This window comes from Mammaliicoccus sp. Q-M61 (genome assembly GCF_022386055.1).
Lineage (GTDB): Bacteria > Bacillota > Bacilli > Staphylococcales > Staphylococcaceae > Mammaliicoccus > Mammaliicoccus sciuri_A.
In genome coordinates, this window is sequence record NZ_JAJNJL010000012.1 from 62,968 (window position 1) to 87,002 (window position 24,035).

Consider the following 24,035-nt stretch of genomic DNA (forward strand, 5'->3'; position numbering starts at 1 on the left):
CTCCTTATTTTAACTCCAAAATGATATTTATATTACTACTTTATTGATCACTGTCTACTCATCAATAGTAATAGTAAGTTCCCTGTTGCTCTACAATCATTAATTGCGTTATGTGATTCGCCATCGTCTAAATTGAAATGTTCTTTCAATGTTTGCAATTTATGATTAGGTGTTTCTCTGATTAGTTTTCTTGAAAAAGTGAGTGTGTCAATAACTCTCAATTTCTCATATTCTATATTATTAATTTGAAGTTGGTAGAGTAAGAACTTCATATCAAATGGTGCATTATGTGCAACTATCGTTCTTCTTCTAATGATGTTATATAATTCCTCTAATTTATCCTTGCCTAAACTAGGTTTATCTTCTAAAAACTCATTTGTTATACCTGTGATTTTTTCAATTCTTTTACTTATTGGTTTACTTGGTTTGAAGTATTCATTATATTCACTAATGATTTTTCCATCTTCATATTCAATAATGCCACATTGTATAATTTCGTTTTCGTTATATTTTAAACCTGTAGTTTCGAAATCTAGAACGATAAAGGAATCTGTTAATTTTCGTACTTTTGTATAACTTAAATCCAGTGAATTATTTGAACGATCATAAGTTCTTCTTGGCGCACGGTAGGGTGGCGTATAAGATTTTTGATTATGCATATTATCAAGTAATGTGCGATTCTCTTCATTTAATTTATTAATTTCATTTCTTAATTTAAAGTTTTCTTTAATCAATTGCTCATTTTTATGTTGAAGTGCTTTTATATCATCATTGTTAAAATGATTAATCTCTTTTTCTAAATTTAAAGTTTTGTAAAATACTTGAATTGCATGAACTGGATCACTCGATGTAAAAGAAAAAGTTAACATTCGATTTTCGCCATAATCTAAAATTAATTTATTTGAAATAAAGTTTTCTATTGTGTCTAATGAAACAACCTCTGACCACGGGATTTGAAAAGTTAAATTCGCTTTATGCTGCACTAATATAATTTCTTGTATAGTCACAAATATTGAACCTATTACATACTCTTTATCAATCTTTGTTGATGTTTCAGATTCAAGTAAGACCTCAACTTCAGGGAATTTAGATTGAAACAACATTTTATCCATTTTTTTAGCTTTCAATTTTATATCATCCTTCCTATTTATAGAACTCTATTGAACAGGCGTATTTATAAAATCATGTCAGTCTTCTTTCTTTTTAATACTAAAAATTAATAAAACAAGTGGAACACTAAACAATACAGGCATTATAAAAATAAGTGGCAAAGTCATAAGAGCCATGTAGAAAAATGTGCTGTCTAAAGTGTATTTGGACATGTGTATCATTCCTTTATATTTACGTAGATATTAATTTACTTTATTGTAACCTTGTTACGAAATATGGGCAAAACAAAGGCTAGGACTTTTTACATAAGTCCTAGCCTTTGATTTTTCTAAAATAAAAGATTTTCACATTATTTTGCTTAAATGACTTATAATATAGTTATTAGAATTTGTTAATTATATAAGGAGTTGCTTATTTTATGAGAATAAATGTTTTACAACATACGCCAAATGAAGGTGTTGGATCAATAGGTGATTGGGCTAAAGAAAGAGGACATGATTTGTATATTTATCATCCGTATTTTTATAATGGTGTAATACCTTCTGCTGAAGAAACTGATTTACTAATTATTTTGGGTGGTCCAATGAGTCCGAATGATACAGATGATTGGATTTTTAAAGAAAGAGAGTTAATAAGAGAGTTATTGAAAGCTAACAAACCAATGTTTGGAGCTTGCTATGGTGCCCAACAAATAACAAAAGCAATAGGTTATACAGTGGGTAAATCACCAGTAAAAGAAGTGGGCTGGGATAAAGTTTATCTTGAAAGTGATACTATACCGGATCTACCGAAAGAATTAATGGCATTACATTGGCATGAAGAAACATTCCAAATTCCTAAAAATGCAGAATTGTTATTTTCAAGCGAGTACTTAACAAACCAAGGATTCTTATTGAAAGATAATGTTATTGGCTTACAATTTCATTTTGAACCTGGATCTTTTGATGTTAAAGAAATTGTTACGAATGACTTTTCTTATGCAGTAGATTCTGTATTGAATCAAACACCTCAAGAAATAATTGACTATGAAGTACCTAAAGAAAATAAAGATGTTATGTTTAAATTATTAGATTTTATAACAAAAAGTAAATAATATATTTATTAATATCAAATCAAAACAAAGGCTAGGACTTTTTATATAAGTCCTAGCCTTTAAATGTTTTCATGATACTTCAGTTTTCTGTGCTTTTAAGAAGAAATACACACCTACGAGTACGATGATGATACCTAGTATTTGTACGTATCCTAAGTATTCTTTCAATATAAATATTGCTAATATTGATGCGCCTATGGGTTCTAATAGCATACTCATTGATATGGTTGTTGGATTGATAATATTTAAGAGATAATTAAATATGACATGTGCTATTGTTGGGAAAATGGCCAATGATATAAATAATAGCCATTCTTTCATTGAATAGTTTACTAATGTAGCGTGCGTGATGATGTTATAAATGAGTAAAAAGACGCCTGCGAAGAAGAACACGATGATGCTATAAACCCAATGTGTGAGTTTGAGCATTGCATTCTTTCCGATCATTAGGTAACACACTATTGATATAACACTTAATAAAGATAATATATTACCAATCATTGCAGTTAAGTCAGTTATATTAAAGTCGCCCCAACTTACGATTACAACACCGATAAACGATATTAAAATTGTACTCAAAACTTTTAGTGTTATTTTTTCTTTATAAAATAAGAAACTTGCAATAATCGCAACAATAGGTTGTAAAGATAATATGACTGTTGAACTAGCAACGGTTGTTAATTTTAATGAACCAAACCATAATCCGAAATGAAGTGCTAAAAATAGACCAGCTAATACAAGATATAGAAAATCTTTAAGACTTAATTTAAAGATTTCTTTTTTATATCGATATGCAAAGGGTACTAGCAAGATGACTGCTATAAACATTCTGTTCATGCTTATTACGCTAGAAGGGGCGTTTGATAGCTTTACTAATATGGCAGCTAGCGAAATTGCAATGATTGAAATAAGTAATAACATATTTGTCTGTTTATTCATAAGCAAAACCTCAATTTAAATTATAATTTTAGATGTATGATTGGATAATCTCTTCCTTGTCCATCATGTGAAGATTCTTTATATGGTTTAAATCCATTTTTCATATAAAAGTTCAAGGCTTGTTCGTTATCTTTGTTTACGTCAACTTTTTGGATATGATCTTCTTTCAGCAAATGTTTAAGTATTTCAGTTCCAAATCCTTTTCTGAAATGTTCTGGATCTATAAATAACATTTCTAAGTTATCTTCGTTGATACCTGAAAATCCTACAGCTTCTCCATCGTAAAGCCATAAATTTGCATCTACGTATTTAAAGTAGGTTGGTATTTCTTTTTTTAATGCAATTCTGTCTTCTTCTTTTAAAAAGTGATGGGTTGCAAGTACGGAGCGTTCCCAAATTTTTAATGCAAGTGGATAATCTTTCTCTTGTAGTTCAGTTTTTAATAAGCTCATTGTTATGACTCCTAATTAGATGTGAATATTAGAATGATAGCATAAGAAGGTTAAATGCGTATAGGTTATTATGAATTTTTGATAAACTTATTAATCTTATGTTTGGTATATTTTAATAGTAAATTTTAAGGATTTTTATAGAAATAACATTCGATTCATTGTTATGAAAGTATTGGAATTTCAGTATATCTATCTATTTATTATACTAGAATGATATTTGTGGTAATTATTATATGATTGCTTTAACTTATCAGTTCTTTTTTTAATTGTTTCAATATTGATTATATGTTATTAATTAAGTTAGGTTAAAAATACTTAGTTATAAAGTGAATGCATTTATTGTATATACAATGGAGGAAGTAATGAAATTAGCGTGGTTAATTGATACAACAACTTATATTGATCAAAATATGGATGATAAAGATTTATTTGTCGTTTCTTTATCTACAATTATTAATGACAAACCTTATAAAGATTCAGAATTTGAAAGTTCAAAGTTATTTTTTGATATGTTAAAAGAAAATGGTAATGGTGCTAAAACGGCTCAACCTACACCTCAAGATTTTATAGAGACGTATGAGCAAATTCAAGAAGAAGGTTATACGCATGTTATTGCGGTTCATCCTTCTAGTAGTTTATCTGGCACATACGCATCATCGCTATCAACAGCACAATCTTTCCCTATGGAAATTCATGTAATTGATAGTGGAACAGGAAGCTTTCCTCAAAAAGAGTTGGTCGAGTATGGTAGAAAACTTTATGACGAGGACTATTCATTTGAAGAAATCGTTAATAAGTTAGAAGAAGTTAAACATACAAGTGAATTATATTTGTTGCCACGAAACTTACAACAATTAAAGAATAGTGGAAGGGTTTCGAATAGCAAATATTTATTAAGTAGCTTACTTCATATTAAATTATTATTGAAATTAGAGAATAGTACAATCGACTTAGAACTTAAGTCTAGAGGCAATAAGAAAATAGAAGCTTATTTAATCACACATATTAAAGAAATTATTGATAAAGGTGTTACAAATATTGGTGTGTTACATGCTGGAAATGAGCAAGAAGCACATGTATGGAAAGAGCGCATATTAACTTTAAATAAAGATGTTAATGTATATGTCGAACCTTTAGTTCCAGTAGCATCTGTTCATACGGGATATGGCACGATTGGAATAGGTTGGATACAAACTCAATAATGAAAACGTTTAAAAATCTGAGAATTTAATTTCTCAGGTTTTTTTATATACAAAATTCCAAAAAACTCTTGTAATTGCATAGCAAAAGTACTAATATGGATAAATCTGATTAAAATAATAAGATTAAAGGAGCGTTGAGACATGAAAAAATATCCTTTAGCGATTTGGATACTAAGCCTTGGTGCTTTTGCGATAGGTATGACTGAATTTGTAATCATGGGTTTGTTACCTAATATTGCAAGAGATCTTGATGTAACCGTATCTGATGCGGGTCAATTGATTACAGGTTATGCACTGAGTGTTGCAATTGGTGGACCGATTATAGTGTTAGCGACTTATAAATTACCTCGAAAAAATTTACTCGTCTTATTAATGGCTATTTTTATAATAGGTAACGGGATAGGTGGTATTGCACCTAATTATGGTTCGCTTATGTTAAGTAGAATTATTGCCGCTTTAGCACACGGTTCATTCTTTGGTATTGGATCAATACTAGCAGCAAGTATGGTACCGCCTCATAAAAGAGCAAGTGCAATGGCGTTAATGTTTATGGGATTAACAATGAGCAACATCATTGGTGTACCTTTTGGAACATTTGTAGGGCAAATATTTGGCTGGAAAATGACATTTATTATTATTAGTGTTCTAGGACTATTAACATTAATAGGTATTATTCGATTTGTACCTAACCAAAAAGATACACAGCCGATTTCAATTAAAAATGAATTGAGTGTATTAAAAGATGTTAAACTTTGGCTGACACTAGGTGTAACACTGTTCGGATTCAGTAGTGTATTTGCTTATTTCACGTATATTTCTCAAATATTAATCAATGTTTCGCATATAGAAGAACGCTGGATTTCATTTGTCCTTATTATATTCGGTGTTGGTGTAACATTTGGTAATATTATTGGTGGGAAATTAGCAGACTGGAATTTAAATAAAGCACTGAATACGATATTTATCGTCTTCCCAATATATATCTTTATGATGTACTTTATTCAAAACTATAGCTTGCTAATGGTTGTCGGTATTTTTGTATTTGGTTTGATTGGCTTTAGTATGAGTCCATCATTACAATTTAAAAGTATGGTCATTTCACAAGATGCACCAATGCTTGCTAGTACGATGAACCAATCAGCATTTAACATCGGTAATGCGCTTGGTGCGTTCATCGGCGGTATCGTAGTAAGTCAATTAGAAGTTAAGGATCTAGCGTTAGTTGCACCATTTTTAACACTTATAGGTCTTGTCTTCTTATTACTTGAACGATTTGTTACGCAAAGAAGAGAAAAAGAAGCAATCTAATATGATGGAAACCTAGGTGAATTGATCGCCTAGGTTTTTTGATATTATAAAGCATTTTTTATGTTTAAATTCAAAAATATCGTTATAATGAATAATGGTATAAGGAGGTCCAAACGATGAAACATTGGATTGAACAGCAGGTGTTACGTGCACCACATAAAATTGCAATTCAACAAGGTGATGTTGAATTAACTTATGAACAACTATTTAATGATTCTAAAAATAAAGCACATTACATTAAACAACTTCAATTGAAAAGAGTTGGATTATATATCAAGAATGATATTAAACATGCATCACTTATCATTGCAGCTTGGTTAGCAAATGTAGAAGTGGTTATGATTAATACGAAGTTAACACCAGTCGAAATTGAACAACAATTGGACAGTATTGGCGTTCAAACGGTCTTTACGTTTAAACCTTTAAATATCAAGCAAAATTGTATTGATATTGAGGATATTTATATAGACGACAGTAAACATGTGGATCATGATTTTACGTTTAATATGGATGATATCGCGACGATTATGTTTACTTCTGGTACAACTGGTCCTGCAAAAGCTGTTCCACAAACTTTTTCAAATCATTATTTTAGTGCAATGGGTTGTAAAGAAAGTCTTGGCTATGATGAATCAACGAGATGGTTGTCCGTCTTACCGATTTACCATATTTCAGGTTTAAGTGTGTTAATACGTAGTTTAATAGAAGGTTTTACACTTATTTTAGAATCGAAATTTGATGTAAATCGCGTAATGCATTTAATTAAAAATGAGAACATCACACATATTTCATTAGTACCTCAAACATTACAATGGTTGATGCAAGATACGTTAACACAACCATATCAATTAGAAAAAATATTATTAGGCGGCGCAAAGTTATCTGAAACGATGATTAATAAAGCGTTAGACAATCAATTACCGATTTATAATTCGTTTGGAATGACTGAAACATGCTCTCAGTTTGTGACAGCAAGTCCAGAGATGTTACGTGAAGCACCAAGTACTGTAGGGAAAGTACCTTCAAATGTTCGACTTAAAATTTTAAATCAAAATGAAGAAGGACATGGGGAAGTCGCTGTATATGGTGGCAATGTGATGAATGGTTATTTAACAGGTAGTCAGAATTCAGAAACATTTGAAGATGGTTATTTTAAAACAGGTGATGTTGGATCAATAGATGATTCCGGTTATGTATATATTTATGATAGAAGAAAAGATTTAATCATTAGTGGTGGAGAAAATATTTATCCATTTGAAATTGAACATGTGATATTGAATCATCCGGATGTTCAAAATTGTGTTGTTGTACCAGTTGATGATGATAAATGGGGGCAAGTACCTGCATTAGTGTATGAAGCGGAACAGACTATCCAAGATGAAACATTCAAAAATATACTCGATACTAAATTAGCAAAGTATAAACACCCGAAATACTTTTATAAAATAAATGAAATACCAAGAACTTCAACAGGTAAACTTTCAAGATATAAAGTAAAGGCGTGGGTCATGAATGAGAAAAAATAGTTTGCATTTCTATAGATTCAAAGCACCTTTCAGAGTACCGATACGAACACCTTTAATAGAATTAAATGAGCGAGAAGTATTAATTGTAGAATGGCAAGACATGAATGGGTCTACGTATTATGGTGAATGTAATGCGTTTAATAGTGACTGGTATCATTTCGAAACAATAAATAAAGTTGAAGTAACTCTATTAAAATGGTTTGAAAAACATGAATTTGTTGATTTTAATAGTTATCCATTATGTTGTGAATTAATAGATGAACTCAGTGAATACCCGAATGCACGTAGCGTTATGTCTATGATATTCTTTCAGAAATTCCATGAGTTAAAGCCGATAGAAGTAGCGTATGGTGCAACAATTAATCAAAATATTGAACAATATTTTAAGCAATATAATGGTGAATTACCAACGAGAATTAAATTAAAATGGCATGAAGAAGTTTATCAAGATATAGATTTTTTAACAGAACATTATCCGCAAATACAAAGAGCGATTGATGCAAATGGCGTGTTAAATCATGAACATATGTCTTTATTAAATACATTTAAAGATGAACAATTTATATATATTGAGCAGCCATTTTCTAAATATGAGGACTATATTGAGCATGTTAGTACGCTTGAGTTACCAGTATTTATTGATGAAAGTGCTCTAAATTTAGAGCGAATTATTCAATTTAATCAGCATAATCTGATTGATGGTGTTGTGATTAAACCTTCACGTGTTGGAGGTATAGATAAAGCACTTGAAATTATTGAATATTGTCACGAACATCGACTTAAATATGTCATAGGTGGAATGTATGAATTTGGGCTTAGTAGTTACTTTACTGCATACTTAGCACAGCACAGTTCATATCCGAGTGATGTGACGCCGAGTGATTATTACTTTACAGAAGATTTCGTTGTTGATAACGCAAAGACTGATGGTCATCTCATTAAATATGTGCCACCAATCGTTGATAAAGATAAATTAACAAAATAAAAGGGGAGCGGGACAGAAATCTAATTTGTATAAAAAGATTTCGTAGTCCCGCCCCGGCAAGGGTGACTAGAGTTGAAAAAAGCTTGGTACAAGCGCATTTTCAATTCAGTCATCTACTGTCAAGATACTATAAGAGGCTAAGACATTACATTATGTCCCAGCCTCTTTTTAATAAATGTTATGAATCTTTTTTAGGTGGAACAGGATCGTAGCCGCCTGGATGAAATGGGTGACATTTTAAGATGCGTTTCGTACCTAACCATGTCCCTTTTATAACTCCATACTCTGAAATAGCCTCAACAGCATAGTTAGAACATGTAGGTTGGAACCTGCATGTAGGAGGTGTCAATGGGGATATATATCGTTGATAAAGGCGTATTAATTTAATAAATACTTTTTTCATAGCAATGCTCCTATTTATAATTGTTTTTTGTTAAGTTCTGGTATGGTTTAACATCAGTGGAATTGAATTTATAGAAATCTGTTGTCTGTTTCATATGGATGTTAATCGTTTCATTTTTAATTTTTCCAGTTGCTTTAATGTTAAAGGTTAACGTTTTTGGTAATGTTTTGTCTTTTTGGAATGTAAGCTTAAACTTACCACTTTTAATTTTTAAGTCGTTAATATTGCTTAATGACGCTTGATCTGCCAATGGTGATTGACTAAACCCTAGTTGATAGAGATACTCCATAACTTTACCTGTACCTTCATATGAAAGTGTATCGTTTTCTAAAGTGACATCGTCTTCAATAGGTTTTAGTAAACTTTGATTAAAAGTCGTTAAATCGAACCAATCTTGTCCGATTTTTTGATAATAATCTATTTCGGCATTCTTTGCATGATAATTTAAATACTTAGATTTAGGTGAGGATTTGATTTCGTTTGAATCAATCCAAACACTTTTATTATGCACTGGAAATTGTTTTGTATTACTTTCTTGTTCGACATTAAATGCAAGTTTATCATGGTGGTTTGTTCGGCCATGTGACAGTTGTTTAAGCGTTGTTTTTTTATCTTGAAAATCAACTGTTGTCTCGTTACTAGATTTAATCGAATGTGAATCAACTTTTTTAATGTTTTTTTGAAAAGCTTCGATAGCATCGCTACTATCATCAAATTTATTTTGACCTTCTGGACTACAACTTGCTAGAATAAGAGTAATTGTTAATACTAAGGTCGTTAAGGTTAACTTTTTCAATATCTTCTACCTTCCTAATAATATGTATATACAGTTTATCATAATTGAAGAAAGAGGTCGTGTATCATGCGCTACAAAGATCCAAATGGATTGGATGTTGATTTAGCATATAAATGTCCAACAGATCAACAAAATGCGAAACATGTTCTAGGTATTCCGATTTTTAATAATGAATATGTGTTAACGCATCATAAGATAAGAGGTATTGAATTTCCTGGTGGGAAAGTTGAACCAAATGAAACGAATAAAGAGGCTGTTCAGCGTGAATTATATGAAGAAACAGGTGCGATCGCTAAAAATATAACGTTTATAGCTTCATATACTGTACATGATACAATCCCATTTAATAAAGATGTCTATTTTATTGAAGTTGAATCTATGGATAGCAATAAAGCATATTTCGAAACTTATGGACCCGTTATTGCTAAAGAAATCAATGATATACCTGAAGAAGAGAAGAGTTTTCTTTTAAAAGATACAGCAATATTAAAGTGCGTTGAAAGGGTGTATAAACTTGGATTTCTACAGTAAGAAAAAAATGCCAGTTTTCTTTAATCATCATCTAACTGAAGAAGTGATATATGAAGTGGATGAATTGAAAGTCAGAGGCATGTTGATGACACCAAATGAACGTGTTAATCGCATCGTTGTATATTTACGTGGTGGTAAAGGACAAGTAGGTAGAGTGAGACCAGGTCGTATGGCGCAATTTAAAGATAAGCATACACTTGTCTTTGCACCTTATTACAGAGGTAGTAACGGTAGTGAAGGTAGAGATGAATTTTGTGGTGATGACTTACATGATGTTATAGAAGGGATAGAAATACTCAAATCACAATACCCAAATGTTCCTGTTCATATGATTGGATTTTCTAGAGGTGGTATTCAAGGCTTACTTACGTATCAAAAAGTGAAAGCAACGAGTTATATTATATGGGGTGGCGTTTCAGATTTACTAATGATGTACGAAGAACGAATTGATCTAAGAGGGATGTTAAAAAGAATGGTCGGACATCCTAAAAAACAATATGAAGCTTATGCAAGTAGAAATGCATTGCAATCTATTCATAAAGATAGTCCGCCTATATTAATCGTTCATGGTGATGAAGATAAACAAGTCAATATTAATATGGCATATCATCTAGAAGAACATTTAAAGCAAGAAGCGGTAGATCATCAAACAATTTATTTAAGTGGAGAAGGACATGTTTTAAGACCAGAAATAGAAAAACAAACATTGTTACAAATTAAAGAATGGATGTATAAATGTGAAAAGAGCTTGGACCAATAAGGCCCAAGCTCTTTTTGTATTTTATAAGCGGTTATATGTGAATCCGCCTTCTTCTTGAATATGCTCAGAAGACTCACCGAATTTACTGAAGTTTTCTTTAAAGTTCTTAGCAAGTAATTTTGCTTTTTCGTCATATGCGTCAGAAGATACCCAAGTATTACGAGGATATAATATTTCTGAAGGTACACCTGGTACATGTTTCGGAATATTAAGACCAAAGATTTCATCTTTAACAAATTCTGAATTCTTAATTTCTCCACTAATTGCACGACGAATCATTGAACGTGTATGTTTCAAGTCCATTCTTGAACCTACACCGTATTCGCCACCAGTCCAACCAGTGTTTACAAGATAAACGTCTACATTATGTTCATCGATTAGTTTACCAAGTAATTCAGCGTATTCAGTCGCATGTAATGGTAAGAAAGGTGAACCGAAACATGTTGAGAATACTGGTTGAGGACTTGTTACGCCTCTTTCTGTACCTGCTAACTTAGAAGTGAAACCACTTAAGAAATGGTACATAGCTTGAGATTTATCTAATTTAGAAATAGGTGGTAATACGCCAAATGCATCTGCAGTTAAGAAGATAATTGTATTTGGGTGACCAGCTATTGATGGTGTAATAATATTATCGATAAAATCTATTGGGTATGCAGCTCTTGTATTTTCAGTTAATGTAGTGTCGTCATAATCTACTGAACCATCAGGATTTACGGTAACATTTTCTAAAACTGTTCCATAACGGATAGCATCGTAAATTTGTGGTTCTTTTTCACGGCTAAGACTTACTGTTTTAGCGTAGCAACCACCTTCGATATTGAAGACACCATTTTCATTCCAACCATGTTCATCGTCTCCGATTAATTTTCTATTAGGATCTGCAGATAAAGTTGTTTTACCTGTACCTGATAGACCAAAGAATAAAGCAACATCTTTGTTATAACCTACGTTTGCTGAACAGTGCATACTCATAATGCCTTTTTTAGGTAATAAATAGTTCATTACTGAGAATATACCTTTTTTCATTTCACCAGCGTATTCAGTACCACCAATTAATATGACACGGTGTTTGAACGAAGTAATAATGAATGTTTCAGAATTAGTGCCGTCTTTTTCTGGATCAGCTTTAAATCCTGGTGCACTAATAACAGTGAAATTAGGGCTGATATTAAGTGCTTCTTCTTTAGTTTCTGGGCGGATAAACATGTTCTGTGCAAATAAATTATGCCAAGGTAATTCGTTAATAACACGTAAATCTAAACGTGATGATTCATCTGCACCTGCATATCCATTAAAGACATAAAGTTGTGATTTTTGGTTTAAGTAGTCAATAACTTGATCATATAAATTTAAAAAGTTACTTTCTGAGATAGGTTGGTTGATTGTTCCCCAATCAATATCTTGTTCAGTATCTTCCTCTTTAACGATAAATTTGTCTTTAGGAGAGCGACCTGTGTATTTACCAGTTTCCATTCTGATTGCGCCAGATTCTGTTAATACGCCTTCTCCTGCTTCTAGAATGTGATTGTACAATTCAGTTCTAGAAAGTTGCTGTAGTGTAGTGTCCTTCTTTAAAAGGTTTGAAAGTTCGATTGATTCGGTAATTGACTGTATTGCCATAAATGACGACCCCCATGTCTAATATTAATGTTGTAAGCATTTTCATGGAATTAGTATAACACATTAAAATATATAGTCTATACTAATGAGTAAATTTGTTATAAAATTTTTTTAGAAATTTGAATGTGTTTCGTTCCATTGACATATTATGAAAACTTTAGTATTATCATTTCTGACGGATTCTCTTATCCTGAGTGGTGGAGGGACATGGACCCAATGAAACCCAGCAACCTCTTTCTAATGAAAGAAAGGTGCCAAACCGTTTGCAGACCAATATTGTCTGAACGATAAGAGCGAATGGACGAGTGTGCCTTCTCTCTATATCTTTATTGAGAGAAGGCACTTTTTATTTGCGCTGAGGAAGAGACCGTACAACTTTATTTAAAGGAGATTTTTTATGTCAAAGAATAGAAGACTCTTCACATCAGAATCAGTAACAGAAGGGCATCCAGATAAAATTGCGGACCAAATTTCCGATGCTATTTTGGATGAATTATTAAAAGGCGATCCTAAAGCAAGAGTCGCTTGTGAAACAACAGTAACAACTGGTATGGCTTTAATTGCAGGTGAAATTTCTACTTCAACTTATGTAGATATCCCTAAAGTAGTTAGACAAACAGTAAAAGATATAGGATACACAAGAGCGAAGTACGGTTATGATTTCCAAACGATGGCGATTTTAACTGCTATTGATGAACAATCACCAGATATCGCACAAGGTGTAGATTGCGCATTAGAAGATAGAGATGATTTATCAGATAGAGAAATAGAATCAATTGGTGCAGGTGACCAAGGTCTTATGTTTGGTTTTGCTACAAATGAAACTGAAACATATATGCCTTTACCAGGTTATTTAGCTCATCAACTTGCGAAGAGATTAACAGATGTACGTAAAGACGGTACTTTAGAATATTTACGTCCAGATGGTAAGACACAAGTAACAGTTGAATATGACGAAAATGATAAACCAGTAAGAGTAGATACAATCGTTATTTCTTCACAACATCATGAAAAAATTGAATTAGAAAAAATTCAACAAGATATTAAAGACCATGTTATCTATCCAATCGTACCTAAAGAATTATTAGATGAAGAAACTAAATTCTTTATCAATCCAACAGGTAGATTTGTAATCGGCGGACCACAAGGAGATGCCGGATTAACAGGAAGAAAAATCATTGTAGATACTTACGGTGGTTATGCAAGACATGGTGGAGGATGTTTCAGTGGTAAAGATCCTACTAAAGTAGATAGATCAGGAGCATACGCTGCAAGATATGTAGCTAAGAATATAGTAGCAAGTGGATTAGCAGATAAATGTGAAGTCCAATTAGCATATGCGATTGGTGTAGCACAACCAGTATCCATTTCAATAGATACTTTTGGTACAGGTAAAGTAGAAGAAACAGTATTAGTAGAAAAAATAAGAGAAGTATTTGATTTAAGACCAGCAGGCATTATTCAAATGTTGAACTTAAGACAACCAATCTACAAAAAGACAGCAGCATACGGTCACTTCGGTAGAACAGATGTTCAATTACCATGGGAACAATTAGATAAAGTAGATTTATTAAAAGACTTATTAAAATAAATGATGAAGCTCTGTATATAATCTTACGGGATTTATGCAGAGTTTTTTATTTTAGGTTTGGTGGAAGTTGGATCGTTATTAGCAGTTTTGGTTAGAGGTGCAAATACTGAGGTTGTTATTAACAGTTTTGCCTAGAAGTGCAAATACTGGGGTCGTTATTAGCAGTTTAGGTGAGAAGTGCAAATACTGGAATCGTTATTAGCAGTTTTGGTTAGAGGTGCAAATACTGAGGTCGTTATTAGCAGTTTAGGTGAGAAGTGCAAATACTGAGGTTGTTAATAGCAGTTTTGGTTTGAAGTGCAAATACTGGTGTCGTTAATTACACTTCTGAGTAGTTTTGTAATTAAGGCCGTCCATAGTAACATTTCAGCTGACTTTTGTAATTAAGGCGGTCCATAGTAACACTTCAGGCGACTTTTGTAATTATAGCTGCCCATAGTAACACTTCGACCTAGTTTTGTAACTATGGCTATCCTTAGTAACACTTCGGGTGAGTTTTGTAATTAACCACCCGTTATGAACAAGTTTGGCGAGAAGTGTTCACAACACCCCCGTTATGAACAAGTTTAGGTGAAAGTGTTCACAAGACCCCCGTTATGAACAAGTTTAGGCGAAAGTGTTCACAAGACCCTCGTTATGAACAAGTTTGGCGAGAAGTGTTCACAACACCCCCGTTACGAACAAGTTTAAGTCAAGTTGTTCAGAATGAACTGAATTTTTATAAATATTTACTATTAAAGTGTGGTTTAACTACTCAAATGTATGAAGTATAAGAAATTACGTTATATTATCAATATATTTCATGATATATACTGAATTTATTTGTAATTTTTACTATAATGGAATTAATACATATGAAAGGGAGCGATCTACAATTATGAGTCAATTAGAACCGATTCATTATGGATTAATCGCAGCGATCGTTATTGCGATACTATTTATTATATTATTCTTTGTTTCATTAAAACAGAAACAAAAATCTTTGAATAAGATTCAAGAAGCTCATAAAAAAGAAAATGAGACGCTTAAATCTGAACATAAAGAAAAGTTGGATCATGAAAGAGTTGAAAATAAAAAGGTTCTAACGAAACAAGAAGAAACTCATCAAGAAGCAATTTCACAAAAAGAAAGAGAAATTGACTCATTAAAGTTATTTTCTAAGAATGAAGGGGAATATATAACTGATAGACATTTGTTAGAGTTGAGAGACCAACTTGTTAACGAACGTAGAATCAGACCTGAAGATATGCATATTATGGCAAATATCTTCTTACCTAAAGATCCATTAGGTAAAGTTCGACAAATTGATCATTTAGTGTTAACAAGAACGGGTATATACGTAATTGACTCTAATTTAGTAAGTGGTCATATCTATCACGGTATTACAGAACAGCAGTTTAGTGATTTTCCAGTATTAGGACAAGTCTTTGAAACATTGGATTTAAACCCAAACAAAGAACAAACGTTATTACTTGAAAAACAATCAAATAATAAAACTGCAGCATTCCATTCATATACTGATGAAGTTAAAGAAGTTGATAATACAACTGAAGAATTACAAAGACAGTTAGAACTTAAGTATACACCGACACCAATTATTTACTTCCATCCAAATGAAGTAAGTGAAGCAACTATCAGTAATTATTCTCAAGACCCTAACATTAAAGTGTTAGTTGGTGAAAAACAACTTCAACACTTCTTTAATAAATTTGTTTTCCATGGTAGATTCCAATACAGTGTGGAAGACCTTGAGAGAATTATGGATGAAATTGAAAAGTTTAACCCGTAATAACTAAGCGCTGCATTTTTATGTAGCGCTATTTTTATACTAAAAAAGGTGGTTATAAGTATGGTAAAAGAAAATTTTGAAGTTAAAAATCCTGCAACTGGTGAAGTAATCGAAACGATTAAGAACAATACGGAAGAAGATATTAACAACAAGATTGAACAGGCACACGATGCTTTTCAAACATACAAAAAGAAACCGGCTCATGAACGTAGTGCATTGTTATATAAATGGTATGAATTGATTCTTGAAAATAAAGAAGAAATTGCTTTAATTATGACAAAAGAAAGTGGTAAACCATTAAAAGAAGCTTTAGGCGAAGTTAAATATGCGACAGATTATATATTATGGTTTGCAGAAGAAGCAAAACGTACTTATGGAAGAACCATTCCAGAACATGTTGATAACAAACGACTTATCGTTACACGTGCACCTGTTGGCGTTGTAGCAAGTATAACACCTTGGAACTTCCCAGCAGCAATGATGACTAGAAAAGCAGCACCAGCATTAGCAGCAGGGTGTACGTTTATATGTAAGCCAGCACAAGATACACCACTTACAACTATGAAATTAGTTGATCTTGCACATGAAGCAGGATTTGATCGTAGTGTTATCCAATACGTAAATGGTTCAGGTAAAGACGTCGGTGCAATTTTTACAAAGCATCCTTTAATTTCAAAAATAACTTATACAGGTTCAACACCTGTAGGTAAGCAGTTAATGGAACAATCAAGTTCAACATTGAAGAAAGTAACACTTGAATTAGGTGGTCATGCACCATTAATTGTTCACGAAGATGCAGATTTAGATAAAGCAGTTCAAGGAACAATTGCTTCTAAATTTAGAAATGCAGGTCAAACATGTGTATGTGCAAATAGAATTTACGTACATGAATCTATTAAAGACGCATTTGAAGATGCGCTTAGAGCAGAAGTTAGTAAATTAAAAGTAGGCGATGGTCAGGATGAATCAACAGATATAGGTCCTGTTATTAATGCAGATGGTTTTGAAAAAATTAAATCTCATATTGAAGATGCAACAAGTAAAGGCGCTCGCGTGATTACTGGAGGAGATAGTTATAAAGATGGTGGCTATTTTATAACACCAACTGTTCTATCTGACGTTTCAGACGATATGAAAATCATGGTTGAAGAAACATTTGGACCAGTAGCACCAATTCAAACTTATAAAGATTTAGATGAAGTTATCATAAAAGCAAACGATACACCATTTGGTTTGGCAGCATATTTCTTTACTGAAAACTATAGTAATGGTATAAAGTTGTATGAGAACTTAGATTATGGAGTAATTGGTTGGAACGATGGCGGACCAAGTGCAGCACATATTCCATTTGGTGGAATGAAGGAAAGTGGATTTGGTAGAGAAGGTGGTTCAGAAGGTATTGAACCATATTTAGAAACTAAAGTTGTTTCAATTTTAATTTAAGTATCGTCTAAAATTAGGAGGCAGTAAAATGACACAGAAAATAATTGAGTTTTACAATGGCAATTCTATACCAGCTTTAGGGTTAGGAACATTTAGAGTAGAAAATAATGACGAATGTAGAGAAGCGGTTAAACATGCTATTATAAGTGGTTATAGACATATAGATACAGCTCAAACTTATCACAACGAAGAAAAAGTTGGACAAGGTATCAAAGAAGGATTAGAAGCAACAGGATTAAATAGAGAAGATCTATTTATTACAACTAAACTTTGGATGACAGATTATGGTAGAGAGAATGTTCAATCAGCATATGAAGCATCTTTAGAAAGATTAGGTTTAGATTATGTAGATCTATATTTAATTCATTGGCCTGGCCAAGATAAAGACCTTATCACAGAAACATGGAAAGCTATGGAAGACTTATACAATGAAGGTAAAATTAAAAATATTGGTGTAAGTAACTTCCACGTACATCATTTAGAATCATTATTACAAGAAGCTTCTATTAAACCAGTTATTAATCAAATAGAATGTCACCCATACTTAACTCAAAAAGAATTAAGAACTTATTTAGAAGCGCAAAAAATTGTTGCACAATCATGGTCTCCTTTAATGAATGGACAAATATTGGAAGATGAAGTTGTAAAAGAAATTGCAAATGAATTAGGTAAAACACCAGCTCAAGTTATTATAAGATGGAATATTGATGAAAATATTGTTGTTATTCCTAAATCAGTAACACCATCAAGAATTGAAGAAAACTTAAACGTATTTGATTTTGAGTTATCAGAAGATCAACTTTCAAGATTAAATGCTTTAAATAAAGATGAAAGAATCGGACCAGACCCAGAAGTCTTTACTGGTCAATAATTCATAAAAAGCCAACGAATCATAGAGGTTCGTTGGCTTTTTTGATTTTTAAGAATAAATATTTTGATTAATAAAAAGTTTGATAAATAAATATTTTCGTTTTAGAAAATGCCAATTTTTTGAATGTTAAGTATGTAATAATTTCGAATTTACAAAATAAGTATATTAATATCTTATATTTTTTGTTACTATTATAATAATTATTATTATATCCAAAATATGAGAGGAAGTATTTAATGTTTAAAAATAACAGGTATTCTATTCGTAAATTTTCTGTTGGAACTGGGTCAGTAATCATCGGTGCTATGCTTTATTTGAGCACACCAAATATCGTAAATGCAGAAGAATCAAATGTATTAAAAGAGGAAAGTCAGAGTACAGAATCGACTACAAATGCAGATTCAAATACGAATATAGAAACATCAAATGAAACTAACGAAACAAATACTAAAGAAGAAACAGCGCAAGAGTTAACTCAGAAAACATCTACTGAAAATCCAACAACAGAAAATGATACAGCAGAAACAAATACTTCAGAAGAAAATGCTAAAGAAGATAAAGAGGAACAAAGCGACTTTACAATTGATCCAATAAACGATCAAACTGTGAAATCAAATGAAGCTATTAATCCTATAAAGATAAATGTAGAAGGTTCTGAGAACAATACGAATCAAGTACAAGGATTACCAGATGGACTTACATATGATTCAAGCACAGATACAATAACAGGAAATCCTACTACTGTAGGCAACTATACCATAACAGTAATTTCGAAAAATGATTCAGGCGTTCAAAAAGAGACTACTTTTACCATTAATGTAGAAGAAGCGGAAGAACCATCAACAGAAGAACCACAAACGAATAAAGATTCGAAATCAACTGAAGAAAACACGACTGAAGAGCCGACATCAGATGAACAAAAATCAAAAGAAAATTCAACAAATGAAGATTCTAAAGAAGATAACAAAGATACAATAGAGGAACCAAAATCAACTGAAGAAGATTCATCGGAAGAACCAACAAATGATAAAGACTCAAAAACAGATCTATCTAAAACTGATGACAAGAACTCAACAAAAGATAAAACAAAATCAGATGAAAATTCAACAAATGAAGATTCTAAAGAAGATAACAAAGATACAACAGAAGAACCAAAATCAAATGAAGAAGAGACTTTAGAGGAACCAACAAAAGAAGAACCATTAGATAATAATAGTGAACAACCAGATACTGCTAACAATGATTTATCTACAAGCGACTCTGAAAATGATAATAATATAGACACAAATGTTGATGCTACAGACTTAAAAACGACTAAGCCATTAACAGACAAAGAAAAAGAAGATATAGACCAAAAATCAAAAAATAAAAGTAAGACTGATAAAAATTTAAAAGCTTTAAGTGCATCTTCATCAAAAATGGAGAAAGAAGCAACAAAAGCTGATGGTAGTCCATTAGGTGGAGATGATGTAAATAGCAAGATTAAATCTAGTAATGTTAAGTTTGAAGAGGGTACATGGAAAAAAGGTGCTGCTTTTGAAATAGGTTTTGATATATCTATTCCGAATGACGTAAAAAGAAATGATTATTTTACTGTACATATACCTAAAGAAATAAATCCTACATCTGCAGATAGAGATAATGGCATACTATTAGGAAATGATGCAAATAGTATTTATGCAAAAGGTACTTATAATCGTGCCGATAATTCATTTACATTCAAGTTTACTGATAATATAGAAAAATATAAAAACACTAGTGCACACGTTGATTTCTTAGGGTTAATCAATTTTAAAGAAGCAACCAAAACAGATAACTATAACTTGAATTTAAAAATTGGTGATTCAGAATATAATGCTACAAGAAAAATAGAATATTCAACTGATGCACGAAATTTAGATTTATATCAAGATTCTAGTGTTCAAGAAAAAGTAGATGATCATAATCCATATAACACAACATATACAGTAAACGGAAAAGCTAGGACTTTAAATAATGCCAAGGTTAAAATAACTCCATTTATGGGCAGTGAAAAAAATCCAGATGTCATTAGCCAATTTAATAAAGATATTACTAAAGTTCAAATTTTGAAAGTTACTGATAGGAATACATTGAATCAAAGTGGAAGTGATAAGAATGTCACTTATGTTGATGTATCATCTTCACATAATATAATCTTTAATAGTGACGGCACTATAAGTATAGATCTAGGAAATACGAATAGCACATATATAATCGTAGTGAATTCTGAAACAAGTAAACCATTTGTTCCTGAAACTTTTATTGAAAGTACAATACAATTAAGTGCAAGCAATATTGCTTCTGGAAGTAGCCAATCTAAAATAGGAAAAAGTAAACCATCAAGTAATAACTCATCAGGTGTAATTGTTGATGACACGACACCACCCGTTGTTGATAAAGTTGATAATCAAACAACAGAAGTAAATTCGGCAATAGATCCGATTGTTATTAATGCGAATGATAATAGTGGTGAAAAAGTTCGAAATGACGTATTCGGTTTACCAGATGGTGTTACATATAATTCAGAAACGAATACAATCTCAGGTACACCTACAAAAGCAGGAACATATGAAGTAACTGTTATTTCGTCAGATAAAGTATATAACGAAACAGAAACGACATTTACAATTACAGTAGAAGATACAACAGCACCAACTGTGGATCCAATTGAAAATCAAACAACTGAAGTGAACACACCAATTACCGATGTTACTTTAAATGGCAAAGACAACAGTGGAAATCCAGTGACTCATAATGTAACTGGTTTACCAGACGGTGTGACTTATAATGAAGAAACAAATACAATTTCAGGTACACCAACAAAAGCTGGAAACTATAATGTGACTGTTATAACGAGTGATGAAGCAGGCAACGAAACAGAAACAACATTTACAATCACAGTAGAAGATACGACAGCACCTACAATAGATCCAGTAGATAACCAAACAACAGAAGTAAATACACCAATAACAGATATTAAATTAACTGGTAAAGATAATAGTGGAGATCCAGTGAGACATGATGTGACGGGACTACCAGATGGTGTAACTTATAATGAAGCAACACAAACAATATCAGGTACACCTACAACTCCAGGAAATTATGAAATTACAATAGTAACAAGAGATGATGCGGGGAATTCTGCAGAAACAATATTCACAATTACAGTGGAAGACACATTACCACCAACAGTGGATCCTGTAGAAGATCAAACAACGGAAGTAAATACACCAATCGAGGACATTACACTTAATGGTAAAGATAATAGTGGCCAACCAGTCACACATGAAGTATCAGGACTACCTGAAGGTGTGACATATGATCCAGAAACGAATACCATTTCAGGTACACCAACAACTGTAGGTAATTATGATATAACAGTAGTTTCAACAGATGAGTCAGGTAATACGACAGAAACGACTTTCACGATTACAGTAGAGGATACTATTCCACCAACAGTAGATCCTGTAGAAGATCAAACAACAGAAGTAAACACACCGATAACTGATATTACATTAAGTGGAGAAGATAACAGTGGTCAACCAGTATCTCATATTGTAAGCGGCCTACCAGAAGGCGTCGTGTATGATGAAGTTTCAAAAACAATTTCAGGCACACCAACCAAAACTGGTGATTATAATATTACTGTTGTAACAAGAGATGAAGCGGGTAATGAAACAAAGTCAACATTTACGATAACTGTAGAAGATACAACAGCACCAACAGTGGATCCAGTAGATGACCAGACAACAGAAGTAAATACACCAATCAAAGATGTAACATTGAATGGTCAAGATAATAGTGGAATACCAGTGAAACATGAAGTATCAGGACTACCCGAAGGTGTGACATATGATTCAGAAACAAATACAATCTCAGGCACACCAACAACAGTTGGTAGTTACGACGTAACAGTAATTTCAACAGATGAGTCTGGTAATACGACAGAAACAACATTTACGATAACAGTTGAAGATACATTACCACCAACGGTAGATCCAATTGAAGATCAAACAACAGAAGTGAACACACCAATTACTAGTATCGAGTTAAACGGTCAAGATAATAGTGGAAAACCAGTGACACATGAAGTATCAGGACTACCAGAAGGTGTGACATATGATCCTGAGACAAATACAATTTCAGGTACACCAACAACAGTAGGTAGCTATGATGTAACAGTAGTTACCACAGACGAATCTGGTAATAAAACAGAAACGACATTCACAATAACAGTTGAAGACACAACAGCACCAGTTGTTGACCCTGTAGAAGATCAAACAACAGAAGTAAATACGCCAATCAAAGATGTAACGTTGAATGGTAAAGATAACAGTGACCAACCAGTCACGCATGAAGTATCAGGTCTACCAGAAGGCGTGACATATGATTCTGAGACAAACACAATCTCTGGCACACCAACAACGGTAGGAAGTTACGACGTAACAGTTGTGACAACAGATGAATCAGGAAACAAAACAGAAACGACATTCACGATTACAGTAGAAGACACAACAGCACCTGAGGTTGATCCGGTGGATGACCAAACAACAGAAGTGAATACACCAATTACAAATATTGAATTGAATGGCAAAGATAACAGTGGAAAACCAGTCACGCATGAAGTGACAGGATTACCTGAAGGTGTAACATATGATTCAGAAACGAATACAATTTCAGGCACACCAACAACTGTAGGTAGCTATGATGTAACAGTAGTGACAACAGATGAATCAGGTAATACAACAGAAACAACATTTACAATCACTGTCGAAGACACAACAGCACCTGTTATTGACCCTGTAGAAGATCAAACAACAGAAGTAAACACACCAATCGAGGATATTACACTTAACAGTAAAGATAATAGTGGCCAACCAGTCACACATGAAGTATCAGGACTACCTGAAGGTGTAACATATGATTCAGAAACGAATACTATCTCAGGTACACCAACAACAGTAGGTAGCTATGATGTAACAGTAGTTTCAACAGATGAGTCAGGTAATACGACAGAAACAACATTTACAATCACTGTCGAAGACACTACAGCACCTGTTGTTGACCCTGTAGAAGATCAAACAACAGAAGTAAATACACCAATCAAAGATATAACATTGAATGGTAAAGATAATAGTGGAAAACCAGTGACACATGAAGTATCAGGACTACCAGAAGGTGTGACATATGATCCAGAGACAAACACAATCTCAGGCACACTAACAATAGTAGGAAGTTACGACGTAACGGTTGTTTCAACAGATGAGTCAGGCAACAAAACAGAAACAACATTCACAATTACTGTTGAAGATACAACATCACCTGATGTTGATCCGGTGGATGACCAAACAACAGAAGTGAATACACCAATAGAGGATATAACACTTAACGGTAAAGATAACAGTGGAAAACCAGTGACACATGAAGTATCAGGACTACCAGAAGGCGTGACATATGATCCAGAGACAAACACAATCTCAGGCACACCAACAATAGTAGGCAGTTACGACGTAACGGTTGTTTCAACAGATGAGTCAGGCAACAAAACAGAAACAACATTCACAATTACTGTTGAAGATACAACATCACCTG

At 32.6% G+C, this 24,035-nt stretch carries 18 protein-coding genes and 1 riboswitch; of the genes, 12 read left to right on the top strand and 6 right to left on the bottom strand.

All coding sequences use genetic code 11. The features are described 5' to 3' along the window. Positions 1-47: 47 nt before the first annotated feature. On the bottom strand, positions 48-1,127 hold the full coding sequence (locus tag LQ677_RS13260) for a 3'-5' exonuclease (RefSeq protein WP_239749019.1): 1,080 nt from the start codon (positions 1,125-1,127) through the stop codon (positions 48-50). A 401-nt stretch (positions 1,128-1,528) separates the two neighbouring features. Between LQ677_RS13260 and LQ677_RS13265 the strand changes: the two genes are divergently transcribed. Then, positions 1,529-2,203 (top strand): type 1 glutamine amidotransferase, encoded by a 675-nt coding sequence (locus tag LQ677_RS13265; protein ID WP_239749020.1) that lies wholly within the window; start codon positions 1,529-1,531, stop codon positions 2,201-2,203. Positions 2,204-2,272: 69 nt separating this feature from the next. On the opposite strand, the gene LQ677_RS13270 is transcribed toward LQ677_RS13265, so the two are convergent. Both LQ677_RS13270 and LQ677_RS13275 read right to left on the bottom strand, forming a co-directional pair. Then, positions 2,273-3,142, bottom strand: coding sequence for a DMT family transporter (locus tag LQ677_RS13270; RefSeq protein WP_196308298.1), 870 nt, complete (start codon positions 3,140-3,142; stop codon positions 2,273-2,275). Positions 3,143-3,162: 20 nt separating this feature from the next. Continuing rightward, positions 3,163-3,594 carry a GNAT family N-acetyltransferase gene (locus LQ677_RS13275; protein WP_126477955.1) on the bottom strand — a complete coding sequence of 144 codons (432 nt, stop codon included), beginning with the start codon at positions 3,592-3,594 and terminating at the stop codon, positions 3,163-3,165. A gap of 362 nt (positions 3,595-3,956) precedes the next feature. Between LQ677_RS13275 and LQ677_RS13280 the strand changes: the two genes are divergently transcribed. The 4 genes from LQ677_RS13280 to menC all read left to right on the top strand — a co-directional run bounded on the left by LQ677_RS13280 (position 3,957) and on the right by menC (position 8,615). Beyond that, entirely contained in the window at positions 3,957-4,796 is an 840-nt protein-coding gene (locus LQ677_RS13280) for a DegV family protein (RefSeq protein WP_126477956.1), read from the top strand. Positions 4,797-4,937: 141 nt separating this feature from the next. Continuing rightward, the gene (locus LQ677_RS13285) at positions 4,938-6,104 is read left to right on the top strand and encodes an MFS transporter (protein ID WP_191836731.1); all 1,167 of its coding nucleotides are present in this window, start codon (positions 4,938-4,940) and stop codon (positions 6,102-6,104) included. A gap of 116 nt (positions 6,105-6,220) precedes the next feature. Then, positions 6,221-7,630 (top strand): o-succinylbenzoate--CoA ligase, encoded by a 1,410-nt coding sequence (gene menE, locus LQ677_RS13290; protein ID WP_196308297.1) that lies wholly within the window; start codon positions 6,221-6,223, stop codon positions 7,628-7,630. After that, positions 7,617-8,615, top strand: a complete 999-nt coding sequence (gene menC, locus LQ677_RS13295) for an o-succinylbenzoate synthase (protein ID WP_196308296.1) — start codon at positions 7,617-7,619, stop codon at positions 8,613-8,615. Before menE ends, menC begins: the two co-directional genes overlap by 14 nt. Before the next feature lie 178 nt (positions 8,616-8,793). Here menC and yidD read toward each other — a convergent pair whose 3' ends face one another. Together yidD and LQ677_RS13305 are read right to left on the bottom strand one after the other, a co-directional pair. Next, complete coding sequence (gene yidD, locus LQ677_RS13300; protein WP_025905546.1) at positions 8,794-9,018, bottom strand: membrane protein insertion efficiency factor YidD; 225 nt, start codon at positions 9,016-9,018, stop codon at positions 8,794-8,796. A gap of 10 nt (positions 9,019-9,028) precedes the next feature. Beyond that, on the bottom strand, positions 9,029-9,814 hold the full coding sequence (locus LQ677_RS13305; RefSeq protein ID WP_025905545.1) for a hypothetical protein: 786 nt from the start codon (positions 9,812-9,814) through the stop codon (positions 9,029-9,031). 66 nt (positions 9,815-9,880) lie between these two features. Here LQ677_RS13305 and ytkD point away from each other — a divergent pair, with 66 nt between their 5' ends. Beyond that, on the top strand, positions 9,881-10,345 hold the full coding sequence (gene ytkD, locus LQ677_RS13310; RefSeq protein ID WP_037589701.1) for an RNA deprotection pyrophosphohydrolase: 465 nt from the start codon (positions 9,881-9,883) through the stop codon (positions 10,343-10,345). Next, on the top strand, positions 10,329-11,105 hold the full coding sequence (locus tag LQ677_RS13315; RefSeq protein ID WP_239749021.1) for an alpha/beta hydrolase family protein: 777 nt from the start codon (positions 10,329-10,331) through the stop codon (positions 11,103-11,105). The genes ytkD and LQ677_RS13315 overlap by 17 nt, the downstream gene beginning before the upstream one ends. 21 nt (positions 11,106-11,126) lie before the next feature. On the opposite strand, the gene pckA is transcribed toward LQ677_RS13315, so the two are convergent. Next, a complete protein-coding gene (pckA, locus tag LQ677_RS13320) occupies positions 11,127-12,728 on the bottom strand; it encodes a phosphoenolpyruvate carboxykinase (ATP) (RefSeq protein ID WP_126477961.1) in 1,602 nt (533 codons plus the stop codon). 182 nt (positions 12,729-12,910) lie between these two features. Beyond that, positions 12,911-13,022, top strand: a riboswitch (SAM riboswitch). 103 nt (positions 13,023-13,125) lie between these two features. Here pckA and metK point away from each other — a divergent pair. From metK to LQ677_RS13345, 5 genes are all read left to right on the top strand, one after another. Continuing rightward, positions 13,126-14,319: a methionine adenosyltransferase gene (gene metK / locus LQ677_RS13325; RefSeq protein WP_025905541.1), complete on the top strand. Its 1,194-nt coding sequence runs from the start codon at positions 13,126-13,128 to the stop codon at positions 14,317-14,319. 877 nt (positions 14,320-15,196) lie between these two features. Continuing rightward, positions 15,197-16,108 carry a nuclease-related domain-containing protein gene (locus LQ677_RS13330; RefSeq protein WP_037589699.1) on the top strand — a complete coding sequence of 304 codons (912 nt, stop codon included), beginning with the start codon at positions 15,197-15,199 and terminating at the stop codon, positions 16,106-16,108. Positions 16,109-16,168: 60 nt separating this feature from the next. Next, a complete protein-coding gene (locus LQ677_RS13335) occupies positions 16,169-17,551 on the top strand; it encodes an NAD-dependent succinate-semialdehyde dehydrogenase (RefSeq protein WP_239749022.1) in 1,383 nt (460 codons plus the stop codon). A gap of 28 nt (positions 17,552-17,579) precedes the next feature. Beyond that, positions 17,580-18,422, top strand: a complete 843-nt coding sequence (locus LQ677_RS13340) for an aldo/keto reductase (RefSeq protein WP_037589697.1) — start codon at positions 17,580-17,582, stop codon at positions 18,420-18,422. A 236-nt stretch (positions 18,423-18,658) separates the two neighbouring features. Beyond that, on the top strand, positions 18,659-24,035 hold a 5,377-nt coding region (locus LQ677_RS13345; protein ID WP_239749023.1), incomplete at its 3' end, for a putative Ig domain-containing protein.

Bases quoted from the DNA above. Each gene is read 5' to 3' on its own strand.
- pckA (WP_126477961.1), bottom strand. From the start codon at position 12,728: ATGGCAATACAGTCAATTACCGAATCAATCGAACTTTCAAACCTTTTA.
- ytkD (WP_037589701.1), top strand. From the start codon at position 9,881: ATGCGCTACAAAGATCCAAATGGATTGGATGTTGATTTAGCATATAAA.
- menE (WP_196308297.1), top strand. From the start codon at position 6,221: ATGAAACATTGGATTGAACAGCAGGTGTTACGTGCACCACATAAAATT.
- menC (WP_196308296.1), top strand. From the start codon at position 7,617: ATGAGAAAAAATAGTTTGCATTTCTATAGATTCAAAGCACCTTTCAGA.
- LQ677_RS13280 (WP_126477956.1), top strand. From the start codon at position 3,957: ATGAAATTAGCGTGGTTAATTGATACAACAACTTATATTGATCAAAAT.
- LQ677_RS13275 (WP_126477955.1), bottom strand. From the start codon at position 3,594: ATGAGCTTATTAAAAACTGAACTACAAGAGAAAGATTATCCACTTGCA.
- LQ677_RS13270 (WP_196308298.1), bottom strand. From the start codon at position 3,142: ATGAATAAACAGACAAATATGTTATTACTTATTTCAATCATTGCAATT.
- LQ677_RS13285 (WP_191836731.1), top strand. From the start codon at position 4,938: ATGAAAAAATATCCTTTAGCGATTTGGATACTAAGCCTTGGTGCTTTT.
- LQ677_RS13335 (WP_239749022.1), top strand. From the start codon at position 16,169: ATGGTAAAAGAAAATTTTGAAGTTAAAAATCCTGCAACTGGTGAAGTA.
- metK (WP_025905541.1), top strand. From the start codon at position 13,126: ATGTCAAAGAATAGAAGACTCTTCACATCAGAATCAGTAACAGAAGGG.
- LQ677_RS13340 (WP_037589697.1), top strand. From the start codon at position 17,580: ATGACACAGAAAATAATTGAGTTTTACAATGGCAATTCTATACCAGCT.
- yidD (WP_025905546.1), bottom strand. From the start codon at position 9,018: ATGAAAAAAGTATTTATTAAATTAATACGCCTTTATCAACGATATATA.
- LQ677_RS13330 (WP_037589699.1), top strand. From the start codon at position 15,197: ATGAGTCAATTAGAACCGATTCATTATGGATTAATCGCAGCGATCGTT.
- LQ677_RS13265 (WP_239749020.1), top strand. From the start codon at position 1,529: ATGAGAATAAATGTTTTACAACATACGCCAAATGAAGGTGTTGGATCA.